Origin of the sequence: Collinsella sp. OM08-14AT (assembly GCF_003438115.1) — a bacterium.
Taxonomy (GTDB): Bacteria; Actinomycetota; Coriobacteriia; order Coriobacteriales; family Coriobacteriaceae; genus Collinsella.
In genome coordinates, this window is sequence record NZ_QSTE01000001.1 from 27,115 (window position 1) to 44,247 (window position 17,133).

19 protein-coding genes and 1 riboswitch are annotated in these 17,133 nt (G+C 59.9%); of the genes, 12 read left to right on the plus strand and 7 right to left on the minus strand.

Annotated elements, in window-relative coordinates; genetic code table 11:
* Window position 1 precedes the first annotated feature (1 nt).
* From pstA to DXC18_RS00145, 7 genes are all read left to right on the plus strand, one after another.
* Window positions 2-907, plus strand: a complete 906-nt coding sequence (pstA, locus tag DXC18_RS00115; protein WP_055251684.1) for a phosphate ABC transporter permease PstA — start codon at window positions 2-4, stop codon at window positions 905-907.
* A 12-nt stretch (window positions 908-919) separates the two neighbouring features.
* The gene (gene pstB / locus DXC18_RS00120; RefSeq protein ID WP_089571588.1) at window positions 920-1,723 is read left to right on the plus strand and encodes a phosphate ABC transporter ATP-binding protein PstB; all 804 of its coding nucleotides are present in this window, start codon (window positions 920-922) and stop codon (window positions 1,721-1,723) included.
* Between the two features lie 92 nt (window positions 1,724-1,815).
* A complete protein-coding gene (locus DXC18_RS00125) occupies window positions 1,816-2,673 on the plus strand; it encodes a PhoU domain-containing protein (RefSeq protein WP_117584222.1) in 858 nt (285 codons plus the stop codon).
* Window positions 2,674-2,792: 119 nt separating this feature from the next.
* Complete coding sequence (locus DXC18_RS00130; protein WP_117584221.1) at window positions 2,793-3,530, plus strand: YggS family pyridoxal phosphate-dependent enzyme; 738 nt, start codon at window positions 2,793-2,795, stop codon at window positions 3,528-3,530.
* 60 nt (window positions 3,531-3,590) lie between these two features.
* Window positions 3,591-4,313, plus strand: a complete 723-nt coding sequence (locus DXC18_RS00135) for a cell division protein SepF (protein WP_089571591.1) — start codon at window positions 3,591-3,593, stop codon at window positions 4,311-4,313.
* A 57-nt stretch (window positions 4,314-4,370) separates the two neighbouring features.
* The gene (locus tag DXC18_RS00140; RefSeq protein ID WP_227790178.1) at window positions 4,371-4,616 is read left to right on the plus strand and encodes a YggT family protein; all 246 of its coding nucleotides are present in this window, start codon (window positions 4,371-4,373) and stop codon (window positions 4,614-4,616) included.
* Window positions 4,617-4,677: 61 nt separating this feature from the next.
* Window positions 4,678-5,352 carry a DivIVA domain-containing protein gene (locus DXC18_RS00145; protein WP_006234242.1) on the plus strand — a complete coding sequence of 225 codons (675 nt, stop codon included), beginning with the start codon at window positions 4,678-4,680 and terminating at the stop codon, window positions 5,350-5,352.
* Between the two features lie 165 nt (window positions 5,353-5,517).
* On the opposite strand, the gene DXC18_RS00150 is transcribed toward DXC18_RS00145, so the two are convergent.
* From DXC18_RS00150 to DXC18_RS00160, 3 genes are all read right to left on the minus strand, one after another.
* Window positions 5,518-6,048, minus strand: coding sequence for a nitroreductase family protein (locus DXC18_RS00150; protein ID WP_117715970.1), 531 nt, complete (start codon window positions 6,046-6,048; stop codon window positions 5,518-5,520).
* Window positions 6,049-6,331: 283 nt separating this feature from the next.
* Window positions 6,332-6,955: a DUF47 domain-containing protein gene (locus DXC18_RS00155; RefSeq protein ID WP_117584219.1), complete on the minus strand. Its 624-nt coding sequence runs from the start codon at window positions 6,953-6,955 to the stop codon at window positions 6,332-6,334.
* Window positions 6,956-7,022: 67 nt separating this feature from the next.
* Window positions 7,023-8,072 (minus strand): inorganic phosphate transporter, encoded by a 1,050-nt coding sequence (locus DXC18_RS00160; RefSeq protein ID WP_117584218.1) that lies wholly within the window; start codon window positions 8,070-8,072, stop codon window positions 7,023-7,025.
* Window positions 8,073-8,358: 286 nt separating this feature from the next.
* Between DXC18_RS00160 and DXC18_RS00165 the strand changes: the two genes are divergently transcribed.
* The 4 genes from DXC18_RS00165 (at window position 8,359) to DXC18_RS00180 (ending at window position 11,460) form a co-directional block, all read left to right on the plus strand.
* Window positions 8,359-8,661: a hypothetical protein gene (locus DXC18_RS00165; RefSeq protein ID WP_117584217.1), complete on the plus strand. Its 303-nt coding sequence runs from the start codon at window positions 8,359-8,361 to the stop codon at window positions 8,659-8,661.
* Window positions 8,662-8,745: 84 nt separating this feature from the next.
* Window positions 8,746-9,441 (plus strand): Bax inhibitor-1 family protein, encoded by a 696-nt coding sequence (locus DXC18_RS00170; RefSeq protein WP_117584216.1) that lies wholly within the window; start codon window positions 8,746-8,748, stop codon window positions 9,439-9,441.
* A gap of 141 nt (window positions 9,442-9,582) precedes the next feature.
* Window positions 9,583-10,722, plus strand: a complete 1,140-nt coding sequence (locus DXC18_RS00175; RefSeq protein ID WP_117584215.1) for a TIGR02452 family protein — start codon at window positions 9,583-9,585, stop codon at window positions 10,720-10,722.
* 78 nt (window positions 10,723-10,800) lie between these two features.
* Window positions 10,801-11,460 carry an SGNH/GDSL hydrolase family protein gene (locus DXC18_RS00180; protein WP_117584214.1) on the plus strand — a complete coding sequence of 220 codons (660 nt, stop codon included), beginning with the start codon at window positions 10,801-10,803 and terminating at the stop codon, window positions 11,458-11,460.
* 252 nt (window positions 11,461-11,712) lie between these two features.
* Here DXC18_RS00180 and thiD read toward each other — a convergent pair whose 3' ends face one another.
* Window positions 11,713-12,543 carry a bifunctional hydroxymethylpyrimidine kinase/phosphomethylpyrimidine kinase gene (thiD, locus tag DXC18_RS00185; RefSeq protein WP_117584213.1) on the minus strand — a complete coding sequence of 277 codons (831 nt, stop codon included), beginning with the start codon at window positions 12,541-12,543 and terminating at the stop codon, window positions 11,713-11,715.
* Window positions 12,544-12,721: 178 nt separating this feature from the next.
* Window positions 12,722-14,056, minus strand: coding sequence for a phosphomethylpyrimidine synthase ThiC (gene thiC, locus DXC18_RS00190; protein WP_099431544.1), 1,335 nt, complete (start codon window positions 14,054-14,056; stop codon window positions 12,722-12,724).
* A riboswitch (TPP riboswitch) is annotated at window positions 14,049-14,164 on the minus strand. It overlaps the preceding gene by 8 nt.
* 63 nt (window positions 14,165-14,227) lie before the next feature.
* Here thiC and DXC18_RS00195 point away from each other — a divergent pair.
* Window positions 14,228-14,749 carry a hypothetical protein gene (locus tag DXC18_RS00195; protein WP_117584211.1) on the plus strand — a complete coding sequence of 174 codons (522 nt, stop codon included), beginning with the start codon at window positions 14,228-14,230 and terminating at the stop codon, window positions 14,747-14,749.
* A 23-nt stretch (window positions 14,750-14,772) separates the two neighbouring features.
* Here DXC18_RS00195 and DXC18_RS00200 read toward each other — a convergent pair whose 3' ends face one another.
* Together DXC18_RS00200 and DXC18_RS00205 are read right to left on the minus strand one after the other, a co-directional pair.
* The gene (locus DXC18_RS00200) at window positions 14,773-15,582 is read right to left on the minus strand and encodes a YaaA family protein (RefSeq protein ID WP_117584210.1); all 810 of its coding nucleotides are present in this window, start codon (window positions 15,580-15,582) and stop codon (window positions 14,773-14,775) included.
* A 103-nt stretch (window positions 15,583-15,685) separates the two neighbouring features.
* Complete coding sequence (locus DXC18_RS00205) at window positions 15,686-17,083, minus strand: aminopeptidase (RefSeq protein WP_117715972.1); 1,398 nt, start codon at window positions 17,081-17,083, stop codon at window positions 15,686-15,688.
* Window positions 17,084-17,133 lie beyond the last annotated feature (50 nt).

Here is a 17,133-nt window from a genome sequence, read left to right on the forward strand (position 1 = left end):
TATGTCCGATTCCGTTGACACGACGGTCGATACGACCTCGTCGCGCGAGCGCATCAAGCGTGCCCTTTCCCACGGCAAGAAGGGTCGCATCAACAAGGACCTGTCCAACAAGATCATGCTCGGCGTATTCCGCGCGGCTGCCTACATCACCACGCTGGTGCTGGTCGCTATCATTGCCTATGTGGTCATTAACGGCCTGCCGCATATCTCGCTCGACTTTATCTTCGGTTGGCCCCAGGGCGTCAACGCCGAGGGCGGTATTTGGCCCACGATCGTCTCGACCGTCTATGTGACGGCGCTCGCCATGCTTATCTGCACGCCGATCGCTGTGCTGGCAGCCGTCTATCTGGCCGAGTACGCCAAGCAGGGCAAGATCGTCGAGCTCATTCGCTACGCTGCTGACGCTTTGGCCTCGGTGCCCTCCATCGTTATGGGCCTGTTTGGCTACGCCTTGTTTGTCGAGGCTATGGGTCTGGGCCTTTCGATGGTCTCGGCCGCTCTGGCGCTTGCGCTCTTGATGCTTCCCATCGTCATGCGCACCACCGAAGAGGCCATTCGCGCCGTTCCGCGCTATATCCGTTGGGGCGCGTATGGCCTGGGCGCCACCAAGTGGCAGGTTGTCTCCAAGATCGTGCTTCCTTCTGCCTTTGGCCGTATTGCCACGGGCATTGTCCTTGCCATCGGCCGTGCCATTGGCGAGACCGCCGTGGTGCTCTACACCATGGGCCAGGCCATCAATCTACCTATCTCGCCGCTCGATTCCGGCCGCCCCATGACCGTTCACCTGTACCTGCTTGCCAACGACGGCATCAACATGAACGCAGCCTACGGCACCGCGCTCTTGCTGATGGTGATCATTCTGGCCTTCAACCTGTTTGCGCGCTTCCTGTCGCGCAAGCGTCGCTAGTTAAGGAGTCCCATGTCCGTTTATCAGTCCGCTCCCACGCTGGAGCAAGCGGCCATTACGGCCAAGGATTTCAACTTTTGGTACGGTGACTTTCATGCGCTGACGGGGCTCGACCTCAACATCGCCAAAAACGCCATCACCTCCTTCATTGGCCCTTCGGGCTGCGGCAAGTCGACGTTTTTGCGCTGCATCAACCGCATGAATGACCTGATCGAGGGTACGCGCGTCGAGGGCACCATGACGCTCGACGGCAACGATATCTATGCCGAGGGCGTCGACCCGGTCGACCTCCGTCGCCGCGTGGGCATGATTTTTCAGCAGCCCAACCCGTTTCCCAAATCCATCTACGAGAATGTCGCCTTTGGCCCTCGTCTGCAGGGCGTGACTAGCAAAAGCGACCTCGATGACATCGTGGAAGAATCGCTCAAGCGCGCGAACCTCTGGAAAGAGGTATCCAATCAGCTCAACAAGGATGGTTTGGCGCTCTCGGGCGGTCAGCAGCAGCGTCTGTGCATCGCGCGCGTGCTTGCGGTGCAACCCGATGTCCTCCTGATGGACGAGCCCTGCTCCGCCATCGACCCCACGTCCGTCTCTAAGGTCGAGGATTTGATGGCCGAGCTGGCGCCCGAGATGACGATCATCATCGTCACGCATTCAATGCAGCAGGCAGCTCGTATCAGCGACTACACCGCATTCTTCTTGCAGGAAGTTGCCGGTGAGCCTGCCACGCTCATCGAGTATGGTCAAACCGACGCGATCTTCACCAGCCCGGTGGACTCGCGGACGGAAGACTATATCACCGGCCGCTTTGGCTGATCGGTGCGACTAGTCCCAAGCCGATCGGACCTGGTCCGGTGCGTATTCACTGTGCGGGCGGCATGACCGCACCCAACTGATTGGAGTGAACCATGCGTAAACTGTTTTCCCGTCAGCTCATCGAGGCCCGCCACGAGATGCTGAGCATCTACGAGGCCGTCGATCTGGCCCTCCACGATGCCGTTAAGGCCTATGTGACCGACGACCGCAAGCTCGCCACCAAGACCAAGAAGCGCACGCTTTCGATTGACGCACGCTGCGCCAACCTGGAGGCCGTCTGCTACAACCTGATTGCCACGCAGTCACCGGTCGCCTCCGACTTCCGCCTGCTTCAGACGATCATCTACGTCGACTTTAACCTGCAACGCATGACCGATAAGGTCCGTCAGATCTGCCGTGCCACGCGTCATATGATCAAGGCCGACATCTCGCTGCCCAAGGAGCTTGTCGGCACGGTCGAGGCCGAGGCTGAGGCCGTCTACCAGGTGCTGGGCTCTTCGCTTTCTGCGCTCGTCACCAACGACATGTCCATCATCTGCAACTTGGCCGTCGAGGACGAGCCAGTGCACGCCGCCTACGAGAAGTTCTTCCGCACCTTTAACCGTATGGATACGGGCGACTTTATGGACGACGACAGCAACTATGACGACCTGCGCCGCGCCATCATGGTTTCGCGCTACCTCGATCGCATCGCCTCGATTTCCATCGATGCCGCCTGCCGCCTGACCTTCCTGCTGACTGGTCAGCGCATGAATGCCGGCGATATCGCCCGCACGGACGAGGACGAGCTCGAGAGCATGCGCGTGCCTTCGGGCGAGGGCGTCATCATGAGGCCCGCCGTCGATGCGCGCTACGTTGCCAAGGTGCCCGTTAACGAGGTCAGCGAGGGACTTCGCTACCTGCTCGATCATCTTGAGGACGAGGACGATGACGAGGACGACGAGGAGTAAGTAATCCCGTTCGTCGAAAGATTGTAAATACCTAAGTGAGCGCGGCCTTGCACATGCGGGGCCGCGCTCTTGCGTTAGCATGGGACTACTTGTTTGGCCGTCAGCGGAGGCGATTGGCAATGGATAACTATTTGGACTTGATGCGCGCTCGCCGCGAGCAGATTCTGGAACGTTTTTATGCGGCGCTCGATCGCGCAGGCCGTCCCCACGACGCCGCGAGCCTCATTGCCGTGTCCAAGACCGTTGGTGTCGATGAGACCGTTGCCGCCATCCAGGCGGGGTATCGCCATTTTGCCGAGAACCGCCCGCAGGAGCTGGTTCGCAAGCTCACGGGTCTGGCGGAGCATCCGGAGCTGCCCGAGGTGCGCTTCGATATGATCGGCAACCTGCAGACCAATAAGATCAATGCGGTGCTGGGCTCAGCCGAGCTGATTCACTCGGTGGGTTCGCTGCATCTGGCGCAGGCGATCTCGAGCCGTGCTGTCCGCAAGATTGAGGCAGGCGAGCTCGCCGGCCCCCAGCGTGTGCTCATTGAGGTCAATGTGAGTGGTGAGGAGTCGAAGGGAGGCTTTTCGCCCGATGAGATTCGCGCCGCCGCGGGTGAGCTTGCGGAACTTGAGGGAATTTGCGTGCAGGGGCTTATGACTATGGCGCCCCGGGGGAATAAGGATGTGGCACGCCGCACCTTTGCGGGGCTTCGTGAGCTGAGGGATGAGCTGGAGGCGGCGCATCCCGATTTGAACCTGCCTGAGCTTTCCTGCGGCATGAGCGAGGACTTTGAGCCTGCCCTTGAGGAGGGCTCTACGCTCGTTCGCCTGGGCAGGGTAGTATTTAGCCCGGAGTTTGCAGTAAAATAAGGCTCTGAAGTGCGCACTGATTATCGGGGCGCCTGCACTAAACCGCGAGAGGACACAACCATGGGCTTCCTTGACGAGATTAAAAATAAGATGCACCTGGGCGGCCAGCAGGGTTACGACCAGGGTTATGGCCAGGACGACGACTACGGCTACGATGACGGCTATGACGATAGTTATCAGGGCAACGGCTACGGCGGTGCTTCGGGCGAGGGCTTCTACACCCAAGACGAGCCGAGCAACGGCCTGCTTGGTCAGACGCGCCGCGGTGAAGCTGAGTCGGTTGCCGTGTATACGCGCTCCGGTCAGCTGGTCGGCGATGACTCCCGCCATGCCACGACGTATAACCCGCCTTCGCGCTCGCAGGACAGCGTTGCGAGCGGTTATCGTCCTGGTGCCTATGACACGCCGTCGAGCTACGCCGAGAACACCCGCGCCCGTGCCGCCGCTGCACCCGCGCCTGCACCGAGCGATGCCTCGGCCTATGCGAGCAATATCATCAACGCCACGCCGCAGCTGCCGGCCTATGTCCTGCGCCCCGAGAGCTATGACGACGTGGAGACCGTGGTGCGCCGCGTTCGCACCAAGCAGCCTGTCGCACTGATTTTTGTGGGCGTACGCACCGAAGTTGCCAAGCGCGTCTTGGACTTCTCTTACGGCTTTGCCTGCGGTCTGGGCGCCACGGTCAAGGAGGTGGGCGACCGCGTGTTCATGGTGCTGCCCGCCGGTTGCGAGGTCAAAGATTCCGATCTCAAGAAGCTTCGTGCCGACGGCTACCTTAAGTAAAGACAAGACGAGGAGATTCCCATCAACATCTACACTATCGTCCAGCTGGTCAACACGCTGTTCAACTTCTATTCCACGCTCATTGTCGTCTACTGCTTTATGACGTGGATTCCCATGAAGCAGGGTGGTTTGCTTCAGGATATTGCTGCGGTGCTCGATAGCGTGTGCGGTCCGTGGCTCAACCTGTTCCGTCGTTTCATCCCGCCGATGGGCGGTATCGATTTTTCGCCGGTCGTTGCGATTATTGCGTTGCAGTTGGTGCAGAGGCTGGTTCTGCAGCTTCTTATAGGTATACTCGTATAGAACTGACTTAGTAACTTACGTCGGGCGTGTAGCGCCGAGGCGATGAAAAAGGAGACTTGTTATGGCTATTACCCCTGCAGACATCCAGGCTCAGACTTTCTCTGAGGCCAAGCGTGGCTACGATCCCGCCGAGGTCGACGTCTTCTTGGAGACGCTGTCCTCCGAGGTTGACGCTATGCTCGCTAAGATCGTCGACCTTAAGGGTCGCCTGACTGCTACCGAGCAGCAGCTTGCCGATGCGCAGGCTCAGCTTGCCCAGGCTCAGGATGCCACCGCCCAAGCCGTTCCTGCCGCCCCCGTGGCTGCTCCCGCCCCTGACTTCTCCGCTCAGGAGCGCCAGATTTCCGCTGCCCTGATCGCTGCCCAGCAGACCGCTGAGACCATCGTCAACGATGCCAACGAGAACGCTGAGCGTATCCGCAACGAGGCTGACGCTAAGGCCCGCGAGGTTATCCGCCAGGCTCTGACCGAGAAGCAGGCCGAGCTCGAGGAAATCGATCGTCTCAAGGCTTCCCGCGAGGAGTTCAAGGCCGAGTACCTCAAGCTCATCCAGCACTTCATGGACGATGCCCAGAACTCCTTCCCGGCCGACCTCATGGCCTCCACGCCGGTCGGTTCTGCCGCTTCTCCTGCGGTGACTGTTCCCGCTGAGCCGCTGCCCGTCGCTGACCCGGTTGTCCCCGTGGCCGATCCCTTTGCCCCGATCGACAACTTTGCTGCCGACGACCTGGACTAACATTCGGCCTACAATTTAGTGCCTAGAAAGGACCCGCAGCTTGCGGGTCCTTTTTTATGACTGTGCCGGGGTGCGTAACATAAAAAAACCGAGCCCTGCACATAGTGGCGCAGAACTCAGCGACGGGTGAGCGGTCAAGGGTAGATTTTAAGGTATGTCCAAAAACTACTTGAGGAGGAAGTTGGAGAGGGGAACAGTGCGGGCCTCGCGATGCTCGGGATCGGCGATGTGGTCGGCGGGATAGCCACAGACGAGCATGTGATAGGGATAGACGCCCTTGGGCAGATTGAACTGCTCCTGTGCCACCTCAGGCTTAAAATGGCATACCCAGCACGTTCCTAGGCCCTGCTCGGTGGCCTCCATCATCATCTGATCACACACGATGGACGTATCGATTTCACTGGAATTCATCTGGTCATACGGGCGTACCCAAGCATCATCGGTAACGCAGCAAATAAGGAAGATGAGCGGAGCGCCAAAGATAGACCCATCACGAGCAAACCGAGGCTGACAAGCAGCAGCCTTCTCCAACAGCTCAGGCGTATCCAGCACCATCACACGGGCTGGATGATTATTACAAGCAGAAGGAGCAATACGCCCAGCCTCAACAATGGCATCCACCACAGCCTGCTCAACAGGACGGTCCTCAAAAGAACGACAAGAATACCGACCACGAGCCAGATCCAAATAAGACATACAAGCCCTCCTAAAATTAAAAATCAAACAAACCAAAAGTAACCCAAAGAGTACCCAAAGCAGCAATCAGCCAAACGCTCATCAAGGGCCAAAGTGTCCGAACGGATACCAAAGGTCCCTTCAGCCAAACCCCCATCGCGCTAAATCTATCAGCCAAAGTTCCCAATGGTGGTACGTAAGGCGAAGGGCCGGCCACGGTTTACTTTCGAACGACTCTGCAAAGCAGCCGGAGTGAGAAAGCAAACCGTGGCCGGCCCTTCGCCGCCGGGACACGTACCCCCAATTAACTGTTCTTCATGACAATCGAATCCACGACATCGGCCACATTCTCGCAGCAGTCGGCGCAGTACTCCAGGAAGGCGTACACGTCACGCCAAGCGATGACCTCGAGCGGGTCCTTGCCGTTAACGTGCAGGTTACGCATGGCGTTGATATAGAGCTCGTCGGCCTCGGACTCGATGGTGTTGATCTGGATGACGAGCTCGCGCAGCGTTTTGGACTTGCGGTAGTTAGGCAGCTCGACCATCAGGTCTTTCATGGCGCGGCAGGCGTCGGTCACCTTGTGGGCGATCACGATGGCATCGGGATGGATGCTCTGGATGTTGGTGAAGTAGACGCGCTGCACGACGCCCTCGATACGGTCGAGCACGGTGTCGAGCGAGCAGCTCATCAGGTCCAGATCCTCGCGCTCAAGCGGGGTGATAAAGGCGGTGAGCAGGGCGTCCTCAAGCTCATGGTGCTTCTTGTCGGCCGCATGCTCGATCGCATGCATCTTGTCGAGCATATCGTGAATCTTTGCGGGATCGAAGTTCTCGAAAATCTTGATGAGCAACTCTGCGGCCTGGACAGCAAGGTCGGCGCAGGCGACGTAGTTGTCAAAGTAGAACGAATCGGGTTTCTTTGCCATGGGTGGGTCCTTTCGAGGTGAAGACGGGTGGGCGAAGTGTTGCGGTCCAGATGGACGTTCGGTTTGACTAGAGGAACATCATGAACAGCTTGGCCATGACAAAGCTGATGAGTCCGCAGGCGGGGAAGGTGAAGAACCAGGTGAACATCATGTCCTTGACGACGCCGAAGTTGATGGCCGAGAGGCGCTTGACGGCACCGACGCCCATGATGGCGCAGGTCTTGATGTGTGTGGAGGACACGGGGATGCCGGTAAGGGTGGCAAGCAGCAGGTTCGCGGCGCCCGCCAGGTCGGCGGAGAAGCCCTGGTACTTTTCGAGCTTGACCATGCTCTGGCCAACGGACTTGATGATGCGCTCGCCGCCCACGCTGGTGCCGATGCCCATGGTGGCCGAGCATAGCAGCATAATCCAGATGGGGATGCCGGCATCGCCGACGCTCGTCTGGCCGCTGGCAAAGGCCACGCCTAAAAAGAGCACGCCGATGAACTTCTGTCCATCCTGCGCGCCGTGCATAAAGCTCATGGCCGCAGCGCTCGCGATCTGAGCGTATTTAAAGAAGACATTGGCACGTCGCCTGTTGGCGGCGGCGAAAAGAATCGAGACGAGCTTGCACAGGACCCAGCCCATGACAAAGCCCAGACCGATGGAGAGCGCCAGGCCGTAGATGACCTTCATCCACTCGTGGACGTTGACGCTGCTCGCACCGCCGAGGGCGATGGCGGCACCGGTCAGGCCGGCGATAAGGCTGTGGCTTTGCGAGGTGGGGATGCCAAAACGCGACGCTGTGGCGCCGTAGACGACGATGGAGAACAGCGCCGCGCACAGACAGGCGAGCGCCATGGTGCTGTTTCCTCCAAAGTCGACAATATGGGAGATGGTGTTGGCGACGCTCGCGTTAAAGTGCGTCATGATGAGCACGCCAAGGAAGTTGAATGCGGCACTCATGAGAATAGCGGCGCGGGCGGGCATGCAACGCGTAGTGACGCAGGTCGCGATGGCGTTGGGTGCGTCGGTCCATCCATTGACGAAGATGGCGCCGAGCGCGAGGATCACGGTGACGGCAAGGACTGGGTTCGACACAAGTTGGCCGAGGAAGGTTGAGAACGTTACGTCCATATATGGGCTTTCTCGAAGTTTGCAGGCACGTTACAGAAACATGATAAATCGTATCACCTCCTGCGGGTTTCTTTACCGAGTTCTGATGGGAGCAGTGAATTTTTTGGCACTAAAAATGAATATTAGCCCTGTTGACCGTGGGTGTTCTTTTTGCTAACACACCATGAGGACACGTGCGCGCGCCCCAACACCCCAAAACCACAGCCTGTTCGCTTTACAACATGCAAACATGCGTTCGATAATAGGAGGCATGGAATATCGACAGACAGATGGCAAAACTCGGCGCGTGCACAAGCAGTATGTGGACGTCGTGGCTCGCATCCTCGCGGGCGGACAGGTCGTGCCGGTCACCGTCTGCTGGGTCGACGGTCGTTGCTTTACGATTGACGAGATTGTCTCGACCACTGGGTTTGGCCTGACGGTTCACGGCATTCGTACGGCAACCTATAAGGTGCGTTTTGGCGGGCACGCGACCGAGTTGTATCTGGAGGACCAGGCGCGCGAACGGCCGGACGGCTCGCAGGCCCACGTGATGCGTTGGTGGGTCTGGGCGTTTGACCGCACGCTCGAGGGCGAGCGCCGTAGGTAGGGACGCACGGCGTTCGGGTACAATGGTAGGAATCTTGTCATCTGCTGCGCCGTCATTCGCGGCGCTTTTTGAAAGGACGAAGCTATGAACGATATCCAGGGCTATCAGAACGGCCCCGTCGAGACCGGCGCAAGCCGCGCCAAGGAGATGTCGCCGCGCGCGTACAATCTCGCCATGTCTGCCCTGATCTTCTTGGGCTTTTGCGCCATGGGCGCCGGCGCCTACTTTACGAGCACCATGTCGTTTGCGCGCATGATGATGAGCGGGGCCGCCCTGCCGCTGGTTTTTGGCTCGTTTATCCTGACCATTGTCGGCATCGTCATGATGTCAGCTGCCGCCAGCAAGCAGTCCGTGGGCCTGTCCCTTGTGGGCTACGTAATCTTTGCGAGTACCTTTGGCCTGACCGCGTCGTTTGGCCTTGCCAACTACGACCTGCCCACCATCAACACTGCCTTTATCGCCACGGCCGCCATCACCTTTGTCTTTGGCGCCTTGGGCGTGACGTTCCCCAAGTTTTTCCAGCGCGTATATGGCATCGGTTTTGGCATTCTGCTCGCCACGATTCTGGTTGAGATCGTGCTGATGTTCATGGGCGTCTCGCAGACCATCACCGACCTGATCGTGATCGTGGTGTTCGCCGGCTTTATTGGTTACGACACCTATGTTGCCACGACGGTGCCACCCACGCTGCCCAATGCGGTGCTCATGGCGTCCAACCTGTTCGTGGACATTATCAACGTGTTCCTGCGCATCCTGAACATCCTCGGTCGTCGCGACTAGCGCGGGGGATTGCAGCGTTTCTTGTCGGACGCGGTAAAACGATGCGAAAGGCGGTCCTGCGGGGCCGTCTTTTTTGTGCGCGGCGGGGTATCATGGATGGGAAAAAGCCGATAGCGGCAGCGACAGGAAAGGTGGCCACGTATGGCAGACGTCGACAACAGGAACCGTAACCGCAGGCCCAACCGCGCGGGACAGCCCAACCCCAAGCGCGAGGCCCGCGCCAAGGCCGCCGAGCGTCACGTGGCAACTGTGTCCGAGGCGTGTGCCAAGGATATCGAGCGCTCGCTTGCCGGCGTTCGCGAATTCGACGGTATGCCTGCCGGCTTTGTCGCGGCGATGAAGGCCAAGGCCCAGAAGGCTGCGGCTGCCGAGGAGCCGGTTGCCGAGGAGTCTGAGTCCGCTGAGGTTGCGTCCGCCGAGGCTGAGGTTGCGTCCGCCGAGGCTGAGGTTGCGGCTGAACCTGCGCCCGCAGAGGAGACCGACGAAGTCGAGTCCGCGCCTGCTGCTGAGGAGCCCGCTCCGGTCCTGCCCGAGGTCACTGTGCTTGATGCCTCCGCCACGCAGGCAATCCTCGATAACGGTCGCGGCTATGCGCAGTTCTGCGACATGGCCGTGCTCGCCTTTGCCTCGTTTACCAATCCGGGCGGTGGATATATTCAGGGTTATCTGGGCCAGGAGGCCACGCTGTGCGCCGATTCGTATCTGTACAACGTTCTCGATAAGCAGCGTAAGTGGTACGGCGAGAACCGTCGCCGCAACATCAACTGCGAGCTCTACCGCAACCGTGCGCTGGTGGTGCCTGCGGTGCGCTTCGACCGCAACCACGTGCATGCATACGCCGACGTGATCGTGGCCGCCGCGCCCAACGTTAGGCGCGCCCGCCAGGAGTATCGCGTGAGCGACGATGCTCTGCTGGATGCCCTGCGCGACCGCATCCGCTTTGTCCTTGCCATCTGCGATGAGCTTGGTCGCGAGAAGCTCGTGCTGGGTGCTTGGGGCTGCGAGAACAACGGCTTTGATGCCGAGGCCGTGGCCGAGCTCTTCCGCAAGGAGCTCGCGTCGGGCGACTTCAAGGTCAAGCAGGTCTTCTTTGCCGTGCCCTCTACGCGCTGGGATGAGGACTTTGCCAAGTTCGAGCACGTGCTGGCAAACTTCCCCGAGCGCAACGAGGAGTCCTATGCCCAGGTTGCCGCCCGCGCCGCAGCCGCTCGCGCCGCCGAGCAGGCCCAGACAGCGGTCGAGGATGATGAGGACGAGGATGACTGGCGCAAGTACCTGTAAGCGGTGCGCGCGATGTGATATGCCAAGCCGACGGGAGGGGTTGCCCCCGTCGGCTTTTTACTGAATGAGGAGCTCAAGATGAAAAACGTTCTGTGCTTTGGTGACAGCAACACCTATGGCTATGATCCGGCGGGCATGCGCGACGGTACCGCGGTGCGCTATGCGCAGGATGTGCGCTGGTGTGGCGTGGTCCAACGTGACTTAGGCGAGGGCTGGCATGTAATTGAAGAAGGCCTCAACGGCCGCACGACGGTACGCGACGACATGTGCCATCTGGACACTAACCTCAACGGCATTCGCGCGCTTCCGATGCTGCTCGAGGCCCATAAGCCGCTGGACGCCATTGTGATCATGCTGGGCACCAACGACTGTAAGACGGTCTTTAACGTGACAGCTTCCGATATCGCCCGTGGCGCCATGGCGCTGATTCGCGCCGTCCGCGCGTTTCCGTGGACCGACGCTGCGCCTTGCCCGCGCATCCTGCTGATGGCTCCTATCAAGATCAAGCCGCAGATCGCCGATGTATATATGACCGATTTTGACGAGCGTTCCGTCGAGGCGTCTGAACATTTTGGCGAGTACTATGCGCACGTGGCCGAGCAGTTTGGCTGCGACTTTTTGAATGCCGCCGAGTTTGCCGAGCCGGGCGATATCGACTATCTGCATATGATGCCCGAAAGCCACGAGAGCTTGGGACATGCCGTGGCAGCCAAGCTCCAAGAGATGCTCGGTGAGTAGCACGGCCCCAAACCACCACAGAGTTCCCCTTGCGGGGGCTTGTTTCGTTTGTTTGTCTTGATCTGTAACAGTTCCAAGGCCGAAAACGGGCTAGATGTTACAGATTAAGATTATTTAGGTCGATATCGATTGTTTGTCTTGATCTGTAACATCTAGGGTCGATTTTGCCGAGTTACTGTTACAGATCGAGATGTTTGTGGGAGCCACCGCAAAGGTGCCTGTCCCCTTTGCGGCGGTTTTGGGCTGCGAATCTTAATATTGCCACATGTGATTGACGGGGCCGGAGCCTTTGCCCATGTTCAGGCCGGCGGCCAGAGCGCCGGTTAGGTAGGCCTTGCCGCCGTTGACGGCGTCGGCAAGATCCATGCCCTGGGCCAGCGCGCAGGCGATGGCGGACGAAAGCGTGCAGCCGGTGCCGTGTGTGTTGTCGGTCTCGATGCGCTTGTGGCGGAACCACGTGGTGAGCGGATCGCCCAGATGGTTGCCCTCGTCATCGAGTGGCGCGGGTTCGGCCAATACATCGTTAGCCTCGTTGACAAGATGCCCACCCTTAACGAGGGATGCGCAACCAAAGCGGCGGGTGAGGAGCATGGCAGCATTTTGCTGTGTGCGCTCGGAGTCGACCTCGTAGTCAAGCAGGGCCATGGCCTCGGGAATATTGGGCGTGATGACGGTTGCTAGTGGGAACAGGCGGCGGGTGAGCGCCTCGGCGGCATCTTCGGTAATCAGCCGTGCGCCCGAGGTGGCTACCATGACGGGGTCGACGACCACGTTTGTCGCGTTCCAGGCGCTCAGGCGGTCGGCGATAACCTCGATAATCTCGGCAGAGGAAACCATGCCGATCTTGACGGCGCTGGGGCGGATATCGTCAAATACGGCGTCGATCTGCGCAGCGACGATATCAGGGGAGATATTCTGCACGGCGGTGACACCGAGCGTGTTTTGTGCGGTGATGGCGGTGATGGCCGTCTCGGCATACAGGCGGTGCGCCGTGATGGTCTTGATGTCGGCCTGAATGCCGGCGCCACCGCTGGAATCGGATCCTGCGATGGACAGGACGGCAGGTACCTTACTGCGATCCATGTTTGCTCCCTTGTTCGGTCGGAATCAAATGGGTCTTTAAGCCAGCATTATAAAGATGCCCGGGCCGACTCTATGTCGAACCCGGGCGGGCGATGCAATCTTTACGCAAATGTAAGCAAATGTTCACACGTCAACAATTGACGAACACCATGTTACCGATTGTGGCTCCGGTGACGAGTTAGTCCTCCATGCCGAGGTCGATCGTCGTGCCTTCGAACACCTTGTTAACGGTGCGGACGGCGCACATCTTGCCGCACATGGTGCAGGTGCCCTCGGTGGCGGCGGGGGATTCTTCGTAGCGTTTCTTGCCGGTGACCGGGTCGAGAGCACACTTCCACATGGCATCCCAGTCGAGCTTGCGGCGTGCCTGGCCCATCTTGTCGTCCATGTCGCGGGCGTGCGGTACCTTCTTGGCGATATCGGCGGCGTGCGCGGCAATCTTAGTGGCCATGAGGCCATCGAGCACGTCCTGGGCGTTGGGCAGGCACAGGTGCTCGGCCGGCGTCACGTAGCACAGGAAGTCGGCACCGGAGCTGGCGGAGATGGCACCGCCGATGGCAGCGGTGATGTGGTCGTAACCCACGCCGATATCGGTCACCAGCGGCCCGAGCACATAGAACGGGGCGTTGTGGCACAGGCGCTTCTGCAGTTTCATGTTGGCGGCGATCTCGTCGAGCGCCATGTGACCCGGGCCCTCGACCATGACTTGGACGCCGGCGGCCCAAGCGCGCTTGCACAGCTTGCCCAGCTCGATCATCTCGGCGGTCTCGGTGGCGTCGTTGGAGTCGTAGAGGCAGCCCGGGCGGCAGGAGTCGCCGAGCGAAATCGTCACGTCGTACTCGTGGCAAATCTCGAGCAGCTCGTCAAAGTACTCGTAGAAGGGGTTTTCGTTGCCGGTGACCTCCATCCAGCCAAACAGCAGCGAGCCGCCGCGGCTCACGATGTTCATCAAGCGGCCGGTCTCCTTAAAGGTCTTGGTGACCGACTTGTTGATGCCGCAGTGGATGGTCATAAAGTCCACGCCGTCCTCGGCGTGCGCGCGCACGACCTCGAACAGGTCATCCTTGGTAAGCTTGACCAGCGGCTTTTCCATGTAGCCGATGGCGTCGTACATGGGGACGGTGCCCACCATGAGCGGCGTCTCGTCGATGAGCTGCTGGCGGAACTGGCGCGTCTTGCCCGAGTTGGAAAGGTCCATGATGGCGTCGGCGCCAAAGTCCTCGGCGATCTTGACCTTCTTCCATTCCTCGGCGGCATCGGCTTTATCGCCCGAGATGCCCAGGTTGACGTTGACCTTAGTAGACAGGCCCTCGCCGACACCAAAGGCGCGCATGCCTTTTTTGATGTGCACGATGTTGGCGGGAATGGCGATGCGGCCGTCGGCCACGCGCTCGCGGATGTACTCGGGGTCGCGATGCTCGCGCTCGGCGACTTCCTTCATCTGCGGCGTGATCTGCCCGGCGCGGGCGAAGTCGATTTGCGTGACGAGCTTGGGCTCGGTCTGTGTGCTCATTGGCACGGCTCCCTTCGTTGGCATTACCCATATCAGGTTTGCGGGTCAGGGCGGGCGCGCCCAGTCTCAGCCTGCCGTCTTGTCCTGCAAGCTCCCCGTTTATGTAATGGGCTCAAGTATAGCTCGAATGGGTACGATTGGCCTAACGAGCGTGCCTGTGGGGAGGCGAACATGGAAGACAAGCATCTATATCGAGAGACGCAATGGGATGTATCGGCCGAGGAAAGCCGTGCGCACCATGGCCTTGTCGCGATTGGTTTTGCGGTGCTTGCCGTGCTGGTGATTGCCTTTTGTATCTGGACGTTTGGCGGTCACGGCGGCGCTGCATGGGAGTTCGAGGCTGATGATAGCCTACCGATTATGACGGTGAGGAGTACTGGCGGTAATGCCAATACGCTCGCCGTTCCAGGCGACTATTGGTATCCGCGCGACGAGTTTGTGCAGCTGCAGTTGAGTGGTGGGTCGATTCCTGGTGAAGAAATCGAACGCGTGACTTACGACGTGGCGCTTAAAACGCTGACGGTGCAGCTCAAAGACCGGGGAGACGTCCCCACGACCATGGATATCGCCCTGACGGAATGGCGTCTGGAGCCTCCTGCGGGTGTTACGGTGTCCGAGGTCGAGCACGTAAAGATTACTTATCAAGATGGCTCGACGAGCGAGATTGCAAAGGCCGATGGCTTGGCGGAGTAACGGGGTGTTTGGAAACGGTGGGCCTATTGTGCCCGCGCGTTCATGAAAACCAGGGAGTCTTTGTCTGAAAGCTCGGGGATGTGACGATAGCCGATGTTGAATGCGGTAAGTTCGCTTGTATCCTCGAGCTTGTTTTCTGCCATCCACCGCACCATGGCGCCGCGCGCCTTTTTGCTGGCGGTCGAGCGCTGGATGGGCTTGCCGTTGCGGATGCCTTCGCCAAAGAGGCATGTGACGACCGTGGCGTCGCCCGCGAGGTGGGGCAGAACGGCTTTGGCATACTCTACGCTGGCGAGGTTGACGATCGTGGTGTTTGAGCCTGCCGGGGCGATAGCCCGCGCGAGCTTGTCGCTCCAAAACGCGTAGAGGTTTCGGGCATCGTCGACGGCGAGCTTCGCGCCCATCTCCAGTCGATACGGTTCAACGGCATGAAAGGGGCGTGCGCATCCGTAAAGGCCCGAGAGGATCCACAGATGGTCTTGCAGCCATGCGAGCTGTGCGGCATCCATGACCTCGGGCGCCATGCTCTGGTATTGAATGCCGTGATAGGACATGACGGCAGGGGAGAGGTGACGGGCGAGTGCGGGATTGTCAAGATCGCCGTTATTCAGGATGGGCCGGAACTCACGCAGGGTGTTGAGGCAAGGTCCCAGCAGTTTGTCACTCACGTTCCACAGCGCCTGCAGGCCGCCGCTGCCTTCATTCCGCTCGATATCTAGCAATGCGCGGTGGAGGCGAGCCGTCTCGTGCGCAGAGGGTGGAATGCCCTGGACTTCAAAAGCATCTTGGGCCGCGCGCATTTGCTTGGCGGGCGAAATGATGACCTGCAGCATGGACTCTCCTCTGCCAAGAAGGAAGTTGCGGTGGAATACGGTCTGTCTTGGCCGTTTATGGGCCAGTTTAGTCCGTATTTCACCGCAACTGATGAAGGGTCGGTTAGGCGCGCTCGAGGAAGGCCTTGTAGCCGCGATAGGCCTCGTAGATATCGGCCTTGTTAGCGACCTCCCACAGGGCGTGCATGGACAGGACGGCAACGCCGGAGTCGATGACGTTCATGCCGTACTCGGCCATGATGTAGGCGATGGTGCCGCCGCCGCCCGCGTTGACGCGGCCGAGCTCGCAGGTCTGGAAGTCAACGCCCGCCTCGTCCATGATGTCGCGGATGAGGGCCACGTACTCGGCGTCGGCGTCGTTGGAGCCGCCCTTGCCGCGGCTGCCCGTGTATTTGTTAAAGCACAGGCCGCGACCCATAAAGGCTGCGTTCTTGGTCTCGAACTTGCCGGCGTAGCCCGGGTCAAAGCCGGCGGACACGTCAGAGGAGAGCATGCGGCTGCGGGCGAGTGCGCGGCGCAGGGCCAGCGGGCTGCTCTCGCCGGCGAGCGTCATGATTTCGGCGACGGTGTTCTCGAAGAAACGGCTCGTCATGCCGGTGGCACCCACGGAACCGATCTCCTCCTTGTCGACGATGAGTGTGATGCTCGTGCGCTCCACGTTGGCGACGTTGATCTGGGCGAGCATGGACGGATAGGCGCAGACACGGTCGTCGTGGCCATAGCCCAGAATCATGGAGCGGTCGAGGCCCATGTCACGGGCGGGGCCGGCGGGCACGACCTCGATCTCGGCGGAGAGGAAGTCCTCCTCCTCGACGTCGTACTGCTCCTTGAGGATATCCAGGAACATCTGCTTGACGGGCTCCTTGGGAGCGTCCTTGTCGTCCTCGTCAAACTTGACGGGGCGGCCGCCCACGATCACGTCGAGGATCTCGGCGTCGACGGCGTCCTTGGCGGGCTTGGCCATCTGCTCGCTCGAGAGGTGGATCAGCAGGTCGGAGACGGTAAAGACCGGGTCGTCGGCCTTGTCACCGATGTTGATGTCGACGGTGGTGCCGTCCTTTTTGCAGATGACGCCCACGAGTGCGAGCGGGGAAGCGACCCAGTGGTAGCTCTTGACGCCGCCATAGTAGTGCGTGTCGAGATAAGCCATGTCGCCGGCCTCGAAGGCGGGGTTCTGCTTGAGGTCCAGGCGCGGCGAGTCCACGTGGGCGCCCAGGATGTTAAAGCCCTGCTCGAGCGGGGCGGTGCCCAGGTTGACGAGCATGAGGTCCTTGCCGTGGTTGGCGGCGTACACCTTGTCGCCGGCCTTGAGCGCGCGGCCCTCGGCGATCACGGTCTCCAGATTGACGTAGCCCGCCTCCTCGGCCATCTTGATACCGGCCTTGACGCACAGGCGCTCGGTCTTGTTCTCACTCAAAAACTGCTTGTAGCCGCGGCAAAGCTCCTCGAGCTCCTCGATCTGCTGTGGCGTGTACTTTTTCCATGCGCAGGGACGCTCCATGACGCAGGCTCCTTTCGGATCGATCGTGCTGGTTGATGTACCGTGAGCCA